General features: G+C 34.4%; 21 protein-coding genes. 11 read left to right on the forward strand and 10 right to left on the reverse strand.

The genetic code is table 11. The features are described from left to right. Positions 1 to 150: 150 nt before the first annotated feature. A complete protein-coding gene (locus ACKI44_RS04490; RefSeq protein ID WP_407421962.1) occupies positions 151 to 411 on the reverse strand; it encodes a TfoX/Sxy family protein in 261 nt (86 codons plus the stop codon). Positions 412 to 507: 96 nt separating this feature from the next. On the opposite strand from ACKI44_RS04490, the gene ACKI44_RS04495 reads away from it, so the two are divergent. Beyond that, positions 508 to 654, forward strand: coding sequence for a hypothetical protein (locus tag ACKI44_RS04495; RefSeq protein ID WP_407421964.1), 147 nt, complete (start codon positions 508 to 510; stop codon positions 652 to 654). A 34-nt stretch (positions 655 to 688) separates the two neighbouring features. Here ACKI44_RS04495 and ACKI44_RS04500 read toward each other — a convergent pair whose 3' ends face one another. Then, positions 689 to 856 carry a hypothetical protein gene (locus tag ACKI44_RS04500; RefSeq protein ID WP_407421966.1) on the reverse strand — a complete coding sequence of 56 codons (168 nt, stop codon included), beginning with the start codon at positions 854 to 856 and terminating at the stop codon, positions 689 to 691. 455 nt (positions 857 to 1,311) lie between these two features. On the opposite strand from ACKI44_RS04500, the gene ACKI44_RS04505 reads away from it, so the two are divergent. From ACKI44_RS04505 to ACKI44_RS04540, 8 genes are all read left to right on the forward strand, one after another. Further along, the gene (locus ACKI44_RS04505; RefSeq protein ID WP_407421968.1) at positions 1,312 to 1,470 is read left to right on the forward strand and encodes a hypothetical protein; all 159 of its coding nucleotides are present in this window, start codon (positions 1,312 to 1,314) and stop codon (positions 1,468 to 1,470) included. Between the two features lie 202 nt (positions 1,471 to 1,672). Further along, positions 1,673 to 1,867 (forward strand): hypothetical protein, encoded by a 195-nt coding sequence (locus ACKI44_RS04510; RefSeq protein ID WP_407421970.1) that lies wholly within the window; start codon positions 1,673 to 1,675, stop codon positions 1,865 to 1,867. After that, a complete protein-coding gene (locus ACKI44_RS04515) occupies positions 1,860 to 2,093 on the forward strand; it encodes a hypothetical protein (protein WP_407421972.1) in 234 nt (77 codons plus the stop codon). Before ACKI44_RS04510 ends, ACKI44_RS04515 begins: the two co-directional genes overlap by 8 nt. Continuing rightward, positions 2,086 to 2,223: a hypothetical protein gene (locus ACKI44_RS04520; RefSeq protein ID WP_407421974.1), complete on the forward strand. Its 138-nt coding sequence runs from the start codon at positions 2,086 to 2,088 to the stop codon at positions 2,221 to 2,223. Before ACKI44_RS04515 ends, ACKI44_RS04520 begins: the two co-directional genes overlap by 8 nt. A gap of 11 nt (positions 2,224 to 2,234) precedes the next feature. After that, positions 2,235 to 2,801, forward strand: a complete 567-nt coding sequence (locus ACKI44_RS04525; RefSeq protein ID WP_407421976.1) for a hypothetical protein — start codon at positions 2,235 to 2,237, stop codon at positions 2,799 to 2,801. A gap of 24 nt (positions 2,802 to 2,825) precedes the next feature. Further along, positions 2,826 to 3,323: a hypothetical protein gene (locus tag ACKI44_RS04530; RefSeq protein ID WP_407421978.1), complete on the forward strand. Its 498-nt coding sequence runs from the start codon at positions 2,826 to 2,828 to the stop codon at positions 3,321 to 3,323. A gap of 12 nt (positions 3,324 to 3,335) precedes the next feature. Beyond that, on the forward strand, positions 3,336 to 5,030 hold the full coding sequence (locus ACKI44_RS04535; RefSeq protein WP_407421980.1) for a hypothetical protein: 1,695 nt from the start codon (positions 3,336 to 3,338) through the stop codon (positions 5,028 to 5,030). Between the two features lie 360 nt (positions 5,031 to 5,390). Further along, positions 5,391 to 5,708 (forward strand): hypothetical protein, encoded by a 318-nt coding sequence (locus tag ACKI44_RS04540; protein WP_407421982.1) that lies wholly within the window; start codon positions 5,391 to 5,393, stop codon positions 5,706 to 5,708. Here ACKI44_RS04540 and ACKI44_RS04545 read toward each other — a convergent pair whose 3' ends face one another. The 7 genes from ACKI44_RS04545 to ACKI44_RS04575 are packed head-to-tail and all read right to left on the reverse strand — an operon-like array spanning position 5,709 to position 10,179. Beyond that, entirely contained in the window at positions 5,709 to 6,518 is an 810-nt protein-coding gene (locus ACKI44_RS04545) for a 4Fe-4S binding protein (RefSeq protein ID WP_407381829.1), read from the reverse strand. Then, positions 6,518 to 6,913: a hypothetical protein gene (locus ACKI44_RS04550; RefSeq protein WP_407381827.1), complete on the reverse strand. Its 396-nt coding sequence runs from the start codon at positions 6,911 to 6,913 to the stop codon at positions 6,518 to 6,520. The genes ACKI44_RS04545 and ACKI44_RS04550 overlap by 1 nt, the downstream gene beginning before the upstream one ends. 5 nt (positions 6,914 to 6,918) lie before the next feature. Next, positions 6,919 to 7,296: a putative zinc-binding protein gene (locus tag ACKI44_RS04555; protein ID WP_407381825.1), complete on the reverse strand. Its 378-nt coding sequence runs from the start codon at positions 7,294 to 7,296 to the stop codon at positions 6,919 to 6,921. Between the two features lie 11 nt (positions 7,297 to 7,307). After that, positions 7,308 to 7,649: an ArsR/SmtB family transcription factor gene (locus ACKI44_RS04560; RefSeq protein ID WP_407421984.1), complete on the reverse strand. Its 342-nt coding sequence runs from the start codon at positions 7,647 to 7,649 to the stop codon at positions 7,308 to 7,310. Positions 7,650 to 7,709: 60 nt separating this feature from the next. Further along, a complete protein-coding gene (locus ACKI44_RS04565) occupies positions 7,710 to 9,119 on the reverse strand; it encodes a phage terminase large subunit (RefSeq protein WP_407421986.1) in 1,410 nt (469 codons plus the stop codon). Next, positions 9,109 to 9,921: a hypothetical protein gene (locus tag ACKI44_RS04570; protein ID WP_407421988.1), complete on the reverse strand. Its 813-nt coding sequence runs from the start codon at positions 9,919 to 9,921 to the stop codon at positions 9,109 to 9,111. The genes ACKI44_RS04565 and ACKI44_RS04570 overlap by 11 nt, the downstream gene beginning before the upstream one ends. 9 nt (positions 9,922 to 9,930) lie before the next feature. Further along, the gene (locus ACKI44_RS04575; protein WP_405309050.1) at positions 9,931 to 10,179 is read right to left on the reverse strand and encodes a hypothetical protein; all 249 of its coding nucleotides are present in this window, start codon (positions 10,177 to 10,179) and stop codon (positions 9,931 to 9,933) included. Between the two features lie 119 nt (positions 10,180 to 10,298). Here ACKI44_RS04575 and ACKI44_RS04580 point away from each other — a divergent pair, with 119 nt between their 5' ends. Beyond that, entirely contained in the window at positions 10,299 to 11,519 is a 1,221-nt protein-coding gene (locus tag ACKI44_RS04580; RefSeq protein ID WP_407421990.1) for a hypothetical protein, read from the forward strand. Positions 11,520 to 11,831: 312 nt separating this feature from the next. After that, positions 11,832 to 13,664, forward strand: a complete 1,833-nt coding sequence (locus tag ACKI44_RS04585; protein WP_407421992.1) for a DUF2070 family protein — start codon at positions 11,832 to 11,834, stop codon at positions 13,662 to 13,664. Here ACKI44_RS04585 and ACKI44_RS04590 read toward each other — a convergent pair. Continuing rightward, the gene (locus ACKI44_RS04590) at positions 13,647 to 13,916 is read right to left on the reverse strand and encodes a hypothetical protein (protein WP_407421994.1); all 270 of its coding nucleotides are present in this window, start codon (positions 13,914 to 13,916) and stop codon (positions 13,647 to 13,649) included. The two genes, ACKI44_RS04585 and ACKI44_RS04590, sit on opposite strands and share 18 nt — an antisense overlap. Positions 13,917 to 13,956: the final 40 nt, after the last annotated feature.

Here is a 13,956-nt window from a genome sequence, read left to right on the forward strand (position 1 = left end):
ACTCTTCGGACAGTTAGGTGCAGCACCTGAAGAAATTGAAGAATATTTTAAAAATCAAAAACAATGAAAAAACACATTAACCATCACCATAATTATATTCAAAATAATGGAAAAATCCATAAAATGTTAATGGAAACATAACATCTAACGTTAGTCCTTATTAAAGTCATTATAAAAATTTTTTAAATTATTTTTATCATCTGTGGATAAGTCATGCCATCGAATATTCTGTATAGCTCCTTCCAGTGCCATCAATCTATTTATGCATGCACTGTCATCTACTTCTTTAATTTTCAGCCATGCTTCTTTACTGCCAATATCAATCAGCTCATCAACAGTGTTTATTCCAACTTCATTCAATTGTTCTTCAACCACTTTGCCAATGTTGGGAAGTTTAGAAAGTTCACCCATTTTCAATACCTCCAAATTATCTCTTTAAGAAATTTAGCATTTTTAAGATTTATAGTTAATGGTTTGCAAAATTAATAGTGACATTAACGATTGGGTTTGGCTATTCAAAACTTCTTTTACAAACTGATTCATATATACTTCAGCATAAAATCCAATTCCAGTTCAGGAAACGTTACTGTTAATGTCAAATCCGTCCCAGCAGATTCAATAGCTATTTTTTATCTGAATAATAACATCCCTTAAGTTCAACCTAATGAATATTTTCATGACCCCGAAATTATGCCAAATCACAAATTTTCATATTATACATTCTAGGTTTTTCAGCATATTTTGATGTTGAATTGTTTACTAAATTTTCCAAAAATACAATGCTTAAGGACACAATAATTTTCAAAAATCCTGAACAAACGACTATCGAAACCCCAATAGCAATGTTTAAATACATAAAATGATATACCTTAAAAACAGCCATTACCGAGTGAGGTCAATTTTACGAAGTGGGAACAATTTTTCCCACTCGTACAACTTTTTCTTGGTGATGCATGAAACTCAATATATGGAGGTAAAAATATCAAAAAAGCAGTGATAAACAAAAGATCATAAAAAAAGAAGTATAACACAAGTGGGCAAGTAAGAAAAATAAAAATAATTAAACAGAGCCGACAAACTTTGTTAAAAATTAATACTTTTCCAAAACTTAACCCAATATCTAGTATATTTTAAGGAATATATAAAGATTTATACATTTTAATCAAAAAACTTATTCTATTCTAAATATTCGGTAAATATCGGAAAAATTAATGTTACAAACATGCTATTTTTATTTTCAAATACTTCCGACCCATATTGTGTTTTTGACTGTTGATCATACGCCACATAAGGCAAAAGGAGATGCACAAAATGTGTGAAGCAATAAAAACCCGGATGAGAGAAATAATTATTTTCAATAACTTCAGGGCACTTGAAGAGACAATTGCAGAGATTCAGGAAACAGAAAACATCCGCAACGAAAGGGAATTCTTCGAGTCATACAGAATAAAGATAATGAAACTGGATTAACACAGCACAGGAGAGGTCTAGAAATGATGGAGAAAAACGTTAACGGAAAACCATATGTCATGGTCCCCAAGGACATCTGGGAACACATAATGGTTGTGATTAATGAAAACTACAACTGGAGTGAAATGAGATGAACCAGTTTGAAGACAACTACCACGGCATCCTCACCCACAGCGGCGAGGTCAAAATTGCCAAAGGAGATATGGAACAGGAAATCATCTACATTGACGATGACGGTATCGTATTGGTGGATGGCGGCAAAAAAGCATACCAAACACTAATACACTCCAAGCTATTGTCATTAATCCAATATGCAGCAGCTGGAGATATAGGTTTTGTCAAATTCATAAGAGGAGAAGCCTACATTGTAGGATTCAGGAAAAACAGGAGTGAGTGATATGGAAAATGCAATTCTTGAAATGCAACAGAACCTTGAAGAAGGATATTTCATTGCACTAGTATCTGAAAATGAAGATCCGTATTGTGCGGTAATTAAATCAGATGAATTGAATTTCCCTGACAATAAAACAGTTGTTATCCGCAAAAAAGGAGGAAAAACTACAATAATTAACCTGAATTTAATTATTGAAATTTGCACAAGGAGGTTTGGTCAGTATGCCTAAACCGGCAAGATTATATCCAAAAGAAGAACCGATGGATCCAAATCCAAAAATGATTTTCATCGGAAGCATGGCATTTGCCGTAACTATCGGCTGGATTGGAATCGCAACCGCCAGCTACGGAGTATTATAAAGGTGATAACAATGGTAAAAGCAGAATTAATAGAAGAACCACAGGTTTCAAACGAAACTGAAATAGTTAAAGTTGATAATTTCCCGGACGTTGATGTAGCTATTGAACAATGGGACGCTTATCAAAAACTATGCAAAGGATTGTTGAATGACACAGACTATCAGGAAATAATTGTTAAAGAAAAAGATGAAGACGGAAACTACGTTAAAGTGAAAAGACACTTCAAGAAAAAATCAGCATGGCAGAAGCTTTCAAGAGCATTCAATGTCGATACTGAAATAGTTGACCGTGACCTTGAAAGGACAAAAATGGGCAGAGTACGTGAAGCATACTACTGCGTGAGAGCAACACTACCTAACGGCAGAAGCGTTGAATCAGATGCACTATGCTCCCGTTCTGAAAAAGGAAAGGACAAAGTTTCAGACCACACTATAATGTCCACTGCAAAGACCCGTGCAACCAACCGTGCAATAGCTGAACTCATTGGAGCAGGAGAAGTGTCTGCAGAGGAAATGTCAGCTGAAAGAACAGTTGTTGAAAACAAATCAAAATTTCTAAAAGAGGATAACTCCTCTTAAATATTTTTTTAAGGAGCAGATAAAATGAACAATTCAAGACAAACAATATTCACAGGTACAGAATTGGACTTTGAAGAAATTGTTGAAATCCCAGAAGGATATGAAAAAGCAGAACTAAGAGACTTTGAAGATGGAACACTCATCACCGGAAGACCAGAAATGTCTTCAGTGACATCATACACTTTTGATGATGACGGTGAGGAAAAAACCGTAAACCGTTTCAAATTATTCATCTTCAAAGACGATGAAAAAATATACGTTGAAATAAACGTCAACCTCAAAAACGACGGAGACCTTCACAAAAACATCAGAAAAGGAAGCGTACTCTTTGACTTCATAACTTCCATCTTAGAATTGGAAAATGCTGGTTCAGTAGGTAGATCAAACATCCTAAGAAACGTCAACCTCGCTGAATACCGTGAATTCGTAAACAACTTAGGTGAAATGACAATACAGGTCAAAGAAAAGTCCGGAACCTACATCTATTTCAGTTTCCTTGTACGTGACGTTCAGGTAAAATAAGCAGGTGTATGAATGAGTAATGTAGCTGAATTACCGACAAAAGATACAATAACACTTATTATCAACAGGGATAATGTTGATAAGGTCACATATGTATTTAAAAACAGGTATGGTAATAAGATTGGAGAATACTTGAATAAATCTCCCGCTACATTATCTTCCCAAAGTAATGTCGCAAGACAGTTCAAACAGATTGTAAATCCTAAAGGAGACCTCAAACCAAGACAGGTCAACAACCAGTTTGGCGAACTAAAACAATTACTCCAGCTCAACTATGAAAATGAGCTATCTGTTATTGAGCAGGAAATAGCTGACAAGAAACAGGCAGAGCAGGAAAAGGATTCCAATAAATTGAAGGAAGCTATCAGAAAACTTCAATCTCTAAGCTGTCCTTTAATTTATATTGGCAGTCTTGTTGAATGGTTTACTGCAGGTGAGCGCAACAACATAATGTATGCATTTACCGTATATGCAGGTCAAGTTATACTCAAAAATCCTGTTTCAGTCATATGTCTTGGTGAGGCAAGCAGCGGCAAATCCCATATACAGGAAACAGCTTTAAGACTGATTCCCAAAAGGTTTGTTGTCAACGAAAAAAAGATTACCGAAGCGGCACTCTTCAACCGTGCCAAAAAGGACAGATATTTCTATGACGGAATGATTGTCAACTACGGGGATATGGGCGGAAGCAATGACCATGAATTCATGGAGGAGTCTAAAAACCTCATGAAGGAACTCCAGTCAGACGGTTTTCTAAACAAGCCTTTAAACATTCCGGACGGCGAAGGCGGATGGGATGTAAAAGACCTGGAGCTTGAAGGCAAGCCATGCCTGACATATACTACCGTACCTAATCATTATTTTGATGATCAGGAAATGAGCAGAAGCATTTTCATCACACCAAGAATGGACAACCAGAAAATCTTCAACAGAAGAAAAAGCGCACTTGAATTCAAGCACGGCAAAAGCTACAAAATCTTAAAGCAATACGAAAAGGAAGCAGAACTCATACCATACATGCTATTGCACCTAAAGGAGATATTTGAAAATACTGTAGTGATAAATCCCTATGTTCATTTTGTCATAGACTTTTTGAAAAACTCCTCTTTTTACAAAAGGGATTTTGACAAGTTCAATGGGTTACTCAAAACAATAACTGCCCTGAACTACTATAACCATGAAGTCTATGATGTTGACGGCAAAAAGGTAGTGCTCACAAATATCGCTGACGTGCAGCTATTTATGAGTCTTTTAAGACCGTACAAGGAAAGCATATCAGCCAACCTTGCACCAAAAGCTGTTGAAGTTCTAAACGATATCAGAAACAATATCGAAGACTGGAAACTGTCCAAGGACAGAGAAGTGCTGAACATGGGAATTACAACCAACGATTACTTCACACTTCAAAACCTTGGATTGAGCAAGGCATCATCCAGGAAATACATGTACGAACTGGCAGACAAGGGATTCCTGCAGGTAACCGACCAGTCAGGAAGATCAAACATATATGACCTTGCAAAAAGTGAAGTGGAATCAATCAGCTATGACTTGAAGCACATGGACGATTCAGTATATGCTGATATCTGCTATGAGATAGGCCAATGGGTTGTAGACATTATGAAGGAAGATAAATTTATTGAGGGGTTAAGTATAATGAACTTTGATTCAGATATAAGAAAGCCGATATGGATTGGCAAAAAACCATAAAAACCAAAAAACCATGAAAACCAAAAAACTAAAAAAACCATGTAAACTTATAAAAACTTTTGTAAAAGTTTTTTTAAAAAATAGCTTACAATTGTTTTCAGGTTAATTAAAGGATTATGCATTGGTTTTGGTGGTGTGGTTTTTACAAAAAAACTGAGGTTTGGGAAATATGTGGGGCAATGTTTAAAAGTGGCCCCGCTTATCCTGGAAAAAATTGGTTTTTTAAAAAATCATTTCCGAGAAACATTCACTAAATTCTTATTTTTTGATTTAAAGGATTTTAAGAAGATTTTAAAAAAACCATCAAAAAAGTTTACAAGAGTTTTCATGGTTTTTATGGTTTTTATAAAACCGATTGGTATGACATCTATAAAACAACAAATAATCAAAGCCAAAAAGGAAAAGCGAGAAAGGGAGGAAGAATTGTGGTTTGTGGATTACTGCAATAACTGCAAGACCGGTTTGGCTTCGCAGTGTGATGTTGCCTGCCATCATCCATGGTACTGCTGGCATGAAGGTGAATCAGCTATTGTACAGGCTGCCATTGTCCGGATTGACGAGTTTAGAAGGCTGCATGGACATGTCACATCACAAATGTATTGGGATTATAAAGAATTAAGAAAAAGACAGCGCCAGTTAATATGGCAAGGCAGAAGAAAATTCTTGAGAGACAAATAGCTATTTTTCAGATTTCATTTTAATCCTTTTGTATTTTTCAAAAACAGCCTCATACCCTTTTTTATAAAAGGGACATGCCTTGATGCATTCAGTGCATCCTTCGCTGCAACCGATACATAGCTCTTCTGTGAAACTTACTGTTTTTGTTTTTTTATCAAGGATTAAAGCGTCATGAGGACATGCTCTAACGCATGAGTTACAGTAGTTACAGTAGTCCGGAATCCAGTCATAAGAATCGCTTTCAGCTTTGGGAAGGTTTTTTATGTTTACCAGTATTGCAGCTATTTTCTGGTTGGGTCCGATTTCAGGACTTATCAGCAGACCGCTTTTTCCGATTGCACCCATTCCCGCCTTTTGGGCAAGATGTGAAAAGTCTATTGTCTCTTCACGGGGATGTGCAACACTTGTTTCAAATCCACGAAGCCTCAGATAATCTGAAATCTTATATGTCATATTTCCAAAGTCTCTGTAGAGGTCATTGTTGTACTCCTGGGCTTTGGCTCCTGCACCGACATCATGTATGCATTGGCTGATTTCATATGAAAATACGACAGCTGAGTTAAAATCAAAATCAAGACCGTGCATGAAATATTCCTTGATGCCATCAACATAAGCTATTTCCACAACACCCAATTGCTTTAAGTATATTTCAAAATCCTTGAGAAATTCTTTTGTAACAGAATCTATGGGATTTATGGGGTTTTCTATTCTTGAAGTGTCAGGAAATGATACGCCGTCGCAGCAGGAACTGGAATTGGATTTGACCAGAACATCCTGTATCAAGCCATCGAAGTTCCAGTTGTCAGCCATCAGCAACACCCGCAGCTGCATCCGGAACCTATCTCAAAGCCGAACTTTTTAAGGAAGTATCTGTAATCGAACCTGTTCAGTGTGGCCTCATCGACAAATGATAAAATACCTATTTCATCATCAAGTGTGAGATTCTTGAATGTGGAGAATGTTGAATCTCTTAATACATCCTCAACAGTATTTTCACCGAATTTGAATGCAATTTGGGCAAATGGAAAATCGAAATTGTTCCGATCATCTATTTTCACAGTTATTTCTTCGCCTTTAGTGAGGACTATGAGGTTGTCAGTATTGGGCAACAGCATTGCCATTCTGGCACCGTCTTTCAGTGACTTGAATTCATCATAGTTTTTGTTTGCCCATTTTTTCCAAATTTCATTATTAAAATAATCCATTTTATTCACCCATTTATTTCTTCATTGATTTTATCTTTAATTATTTCGACACATCTTTCCCCTTCGCTGTCAAGTCTAAACGGGTCTGTGGCAAAGGCTTTGTGTTCATTCAGGACATCACCAACACCGATTGTTTTAAAAACTTTGATTCCTCTGTTGTTTAAAATCTTGTTCACGCATCCATTGTCGCATCCGTTGATTGCTATAATCGGAAATTTCCTAAGCATCTCATCGTTTTGTCCTTCAGTGTCTGCTGAGGTTGATCCCATGCAGATTGATATTATGTTAGGGTTTTCCTTTTTACAGTCGCCTACTGCAACGCGTGACACCAGTCCGTTGGCACTCATTCCGTTGCATGAAGCCAAAGCTATCTTTTCATCCATTGTTATCACCACTATTTTTCAAATATTTCTTCAAGACTGTCAATGATGTTTTCATTGGCAAGTTTGTAGTAGATCCATTTTCCCTGTTTTCGAGCTGACAGCACGCCCTCCTTTTTCATCATGTTGAGATGATGGGATATTGTTGACTGGGATTTGTCAATAGCTTCAAGTATTTGACAGACGCATAATTCACCGTTTTTCAAGAGATAGATTATCTTAAGTCTTGTTGGATCTGCCAATGATTTTAACACTGCTGCATTATCTTCAAGGGTTTCATCTGAAGGTAATGTCTTGGTTAAATTTTCGACTGAACAGCATACCTCACAGCTTTCATCAGTATTTTTAATAGTCATATACTATAATATTATTTCGATATATTTAAATGTATCGATATGTTTTATTTATAAAAATTATCAAGTGGAATACCACTTATCCACATCAACCCTTTGAGTTTGAACTTCAGAAACTATTTTTTCGTAGGCTCCTGTGAATGCAACTACACAATCATCGTGAATAGCTTCATTTGGATATGCAGTTATTTTTTCCAGAAATTCCATAGCCCATTTTTTTGTGAACCCTGTTCTATCCTTTCCAACAAGGAATATTCCGTTCTTTTGAATGTCTGCTGAGACCCTTCTTGTCCTATCGATTTTGTTTTCTCTTGAGTTACCCGTACCTGTAGCGAATCCCCTTCGGTTCAGCTCATCGATAATCAATAACCCGAAGTTCCTGCCTGTGCTCCCGTCGAGTTCAATATATTGCACATCGGACTTGTCACGTGCTGCAGTATTTAATATCTCATTAATCAGGTTTCTTGATTCCAACTGGAATTCATATGAATCGAGGATGTAGATATTGCCGTTTAGATCCTTAGCTAATAAAACACCTGCAGTATAATCCGGGTCACTGCCTCTTAATTTGTCATCATTCAATACTTCTGTAGCTGCAAGATCCCAATATCTTATGACTCTAACGATTGGTATTTTCATGTATTCATCATGTGAGATTATGTGGAAGTCTGATTCATCAAACAGCTGACCTTTAACACTGGCATACCAGTTACCGTTCATTAACTGTTCCCTTGTTACTCTGTCAAGACCCATCAGGTATTCTTCATAATCATTACGGTCTAGATAAATGTTATCCAAATAGCTGGAACTGATGAATCTTATTTGAGATTTGTCCTGAATGTCAGTATCTATTTTTTCTATGAATCTTTCACGTACCCATTTGTTTCCACGTTTACCTGGATTACTTGATGCCATTAATTGTGTTGGAAGCTTATTGTCCTTTGTCTTACGAACCCTTGACCTCATGTAGATATATTTGAATCTCTCCAATTGTGTCAGCTCATCAATGCCTATGAACTGATATTCCGAACCATGATATGTGTCAAGGTCATTGATGTTTCTCAAATATCCAAAAGTCAGTGAATTTCCATTGGGAAATGTCCATGAGTGTTCGGTTCCATCCCACTTTGGTTTGATGCTTTGATTATTTTGAATTTCCTTTCGATTTAACCACTGACTTGCCTTGTGAATTAAAGCTCCTTTACGCTTCAAGTCAGATAATGTACGTCTCAAGATGAGGGCGTGGTATTCATTGGCATCATCCTGAACATAGAACAATGCCCTCATGAGTAAACTTGTTGATTTACTTCCTCCAGCTGCACCACCAATCAGAACTTCCTTTTCAGTGGCTAAAATCATTTCAGCCTGCTTTGGAAATGGAGAGAATGGTATATATGGATTCTCATATACGCACTTCTGTAAAATAGCTTTATCTTTAGCACTGAGATAGAATTCATCTTTTTCATTGTACATTGTTATCGTCTATTTGTTTTGCAAGGATTTCTATTTCATTCATGATATCCTTTTGTGATATTTCAATTTTCTTGTCCTCTAACTCTAACACACGGTTTTTGAATAGTCTGTCCATTTCATCTTTGAATAATCTATTTTTGGCTTCAAATGCTTTAACGGACAATTCCAGATATCTGATTTTCAGTTCGGTAATGTCGATTAAATATCTGGCCAGACTTTTTTCATTGGCATTGTATCTTACTTCCTGATCCAGTTTTTCAAAATCAATTTCAAGGCCAACTGCATTTTTTGTTATCTTATCTAAATTTTCCAAACCTGTTTTAATATCTGTGACCTGCTGCTGGAGAATGGAATCAATAGCCAAATCTATATTGTCCTCGTGAACGTTATTGTCGGTTATCTGTTTTTGTGTGATTGCCCTGTTTGTCAATGCCTCTTTTTGTCTGGCTCTTGGGTCTTTGTCATTGTCTGTTAGATTATATTTCTTTTTGAATCTTGAAAATGTTGCTCTACTTACTTCAAATTTGTGTTCCTCATCCAGCCATCTTCTGACGCTTTCATCTGTTGCTCCTTGAGTTTTCATTACTTGGATTTCATCTAAAAGTGTTTCCAGGAAATCTCCTTTGGTTATTTTCAATCCTGCCTTGAATTCTTTAAATGTTGTAAGTGAAACTTCACGACCATATTTTGTTTTTAACAATTCTATGATTTCCTTGTTGCACATTGCCTTCTTGCAGCAGTTTATTATTTCCTGTTCGTGCTGTTCTAGAAAATAGTGTATGTCTGAATTTACTCGATTCATTGTATCCTCCTATAAATCTTTCAATTCTTTTTCAAGCTCTTGTTTTCTAGTTTCGATTAGTCTGTACTCAGTTTGTTTCATGACCTTTTGATAATTGGGATTGTTGTGTATTAGAGTTATTGTATCTTCAGCATCGCCGATAGCTATTAGCATAGCTCCAAGTTCGTATGCATCCTTGTGTGTAAAACTAGATTCTTCTACTATTTTTTTGAGTGTAATTTCAACTCTTGCGCTGATGTTGGTTTTTTCTGGTAACATAATACGACTCTTTCAAAAACTTTGTTGATTTGAAATTTTTTGATGAGAATTAGTTGTGCATTTTTAATTCTGTTTAAAAATAGTTAAATTTAATAAATAGTTGGAGTAAAGTTTTTATCATGCCCAATCAAAAAACATTTACTCCAAATAGTATTTTAGATGTTAATCAATATATATTTTGCGATTTTAATGATGGATTAATCCTTTCAGACCCTCGTTTTGTGAAAATTTTTAAATCTTGTCAAAAGGCTATTAAATCTTTTGATTTGAGTTTTAAAAAGGATGTTCCTTATTTTAAAATGAGTTTAGCCAGATGTCCTCATTGTGGAACTCGTCATGTGGTAAAATATGGTTTTACAAAAAGAACGTTAGTATTTAAAGAAATAGGTAAAACTATGGTTAAAGTTCAGCGTTATATTTGTAAACGTTGTGGTAAAACCTTTCAAACTGATTTGTCGAGCCTTGTTGATAAAAACAGTAATTTTACAAATGAATTGAAAAGTGAATCAGAACATTTGATTTCAGATTATTTGGGAAGTTTAAAAAATGTTTGTAAATCATTTAAAAAATTCTTTGGAATAAGTGTTTCACATCAAACAATTGAAAATTGGCTTTTTGTTAATGAAAACATTTTAGAATTTGATTTAGGCAGATGCTCGGATTATTATGTCTTTGATGTAGAATGGATAAAAATCAATGGAGAATGGAAATATCGCCATACATTACTCGATTCTATTTCAAATTGCATCGTAGCCGATGCAATTTACGATACTGAAGATGAAAACACTGTTGAAAAGTTTTTAAGAGAATCAACCGCAAATAAAAATAAAATTGCAATCACAACAGATTTAGATAAAAAATATTCCTCAATTATTCCTAAATTGGGTTTTAAACATCAATTATGTATTTTTCATACTAAAAAAAGTTTAAATAAACAATTAAAAACTTTTAAAGACAGAAATCATATTTCTGACGAAGAATATCAAGAATGTCACAAACAACTGAAAATGATCAAAGATTTATTCGATTTAAATGATTATGATGAATTCAAAAAGGAAGTACACTTATTAATTAATAGTAAAAATGATTTTCATCCAGTTATTTATAAAATAATTAGAAAATCAATCTTTCCAAGATATAAAAGCTTCATTCATCACTTAAAAGATAAGAAAATTGAAAAAACAAGTAACAAAATTGAAAATGCCTTTCAAAAAACAATGCCAAAATCCAGAAAACGAACATTTAAGACTAAACGAGGCGTTTTAAAACGAATATATCTCAGAGATTTAATTTGGAATCAAAATCGAAAAACCGATTTTGAAAATCAACAAAGTTTTTGAAAGAGTCCATTTCATATTTTTTTATTATATTATTTATTATATTTTTTATATAAAATAAGTAATAAATTTAATGATACGGAAAATCACCAGAAAAAATAATTAATTTTCAGATAAGACAGAACCAAATAAATAAAAAAAATTAATGTTAATTTAATATACTTTCATGACCAAATTTTACATAAAATGTCCTTTGCTCAACCGGGTCATTGTCCCATTTTGACAAATTTAATATATTTGTTATGACCAACTTTTATATGAGCATTTGATACGAAAAGTGTCGGACAGAATTAAAAAAGTGTAGGATAAAATTACATGTCAAGTATGAGCAGTGTTGCGGGATTATCAAAATATATAAAAACACTCCCTATAACCAGAAGGTCTATAATTGCAATTTGTATTTTAAGTTTTTTAACTGGAGTAGTTCACTATTTTATTAATCCGCAGGACAGTTTAACCTACAATCCTATTATTGAGGGACTTTGCAGCTTTATGGTATTGGGAGTCAGTTCCATATTGAGCGGCAGCCTTAACCAGTACGGAGTTAAGGTTCTTCATGGCATTAATCTAAAAATAAAGCATTCAATGTTTTTATCACTGCTTTCAATGTTTTTAATATCTTTAATCTTGATTGGTGGGGCAATACTTGCAAGAATATCCCATGAATACTTATTTGTTAATTCACTGCTTTTCGCTTGTGTAGTTATTTATGGTATAAATACACTTGTATTGTGGAGTACAACACAAATTGGTTTTTCAAAATCCGCAATTATCGGATTAATCCAACCAATATTTGTATTAACAATGTTAGTGCTAATGTTGTTTTTATGGAGTGACCCGTCAGTATTTTCAACTCCTATTATAATCAATGTCATCATAAAAACAGTGATAGCTTGCCTTATATTTATTTTAGCAATTTATGCATTTATTTCAATAGCTGCTTCACCTTTAAAGAAGAATTTAGGTATTGGAATGCTCGACTTATTGAGTTTGTTTATCATGCACATGAATGAAGGTTCCAATTTATTGGAATCCACCTTTGAAAACATGGGAGAATCAATCGATACTGTAGTTACTTTCATATGTTTTAAAGGTGCTAATGGCATTAAATCACTGTTTATCTCACCATCTGTCCATCCTGGACCTTTAGGAAATATTGGGGGGTCCAATATGCCAACAATCCTTGCAAATAAATTTGATTATTTCACAATGGTTGCTCACGGTCCATCCACACACGATTTTAATCCGATTTCCGTTTCAGAAATAGATAAAATAGAAGATGCTGTGAAAAATGGATTGTCTGAAATAGAATTCAGCAAAAAAGCAAGTAAATTTAAAAGATATTCCATGAATGCAGCCAATATAGGAGTGCAATTCTTTAACAAGGGAATGGTAATTCTGTCCACTTTTGCACCGAACGGCAGTGACGACATCGAATTTGGTGTAGGCCTTACAATGATGACTCAAAGTATCAGCAAATGCGGCGTGAAAGATTCCGTGATTGTGGATTGTCACAATTCATTCACTCCGGAAAGTGGTGAAGTATTGCCTGGAAATCCAGAAGTATTTGATTTGATAGATGTCATTGATAAAATTGAAAGTGAAAATGAAGAGTTTGATTCAATTAAAGTAGGCTGCTGCCATGACGTGATGGAAACTCTCGATAAACATGAAGGTATCGGAGAAAGCGGTATCAAAGTAATGATTATTGAAGTATCAGGTCAGAGAACTGCATATGTGCTCTTTGATTCCAACAACATGGAAATTGGATTCAGACAGGAAATAATGGATGCTACAAAAGATTTGGATATTGATGAAATTGAAGTGATGACCACTGACACACACAGCGTCAATACATTATCAAGAGGATATAATCCTGTTGGAATAGAAAAAAGGCCTGAAATCATTGAATATATAATAAAATGTATAAAAATAGCTATTGATGATTTGGAAGATGTTGAAGTTGGAACTGGAACTAAAAAAATCAAAAACCTTAACACATTCGGTCCAAAAAATTCAACAGAACTTATTTCAACAATAAGCTCAATTGTTGCTGTTAGTAAAATAATAGCTCCAGTTTTATTAATTACTGCATTAATTATAGTATTTATATGGATATTTTATGGAAATCTACAAATAATTGGCTAATAAAATCCATACAATTACCCAAGTAAAGAAGAAAGGCAAAACACAATCCCATATTTTTTGAGATCTGTCAAGGTCTTCAGTTGAAATCATATCTGCTATTTTTAATGATGCATAAACAAAAATAATTGCAATTAATAATCCAATCATATCATTTTTGATTCCAAGCATACCAATAGTAAAAATACCAGATAATACACCAGCAATTATACCTAAAACAACATTAATTGAAGTGAGTTTAACTGTATCGTCCAAGATATTTCCTCCACAAAATAAATTAAATAGAATAAATATA

The organism is Methanobrevibacter sp., assembly GCF_045646205.1.
In the GTDB taxonomy this organism is placed as follows: domain Archaea; phylum Methanobacteriota; class Methanobacteria; order Methanobacteriales; family Methanobacteriaceae; genus Methanocatella.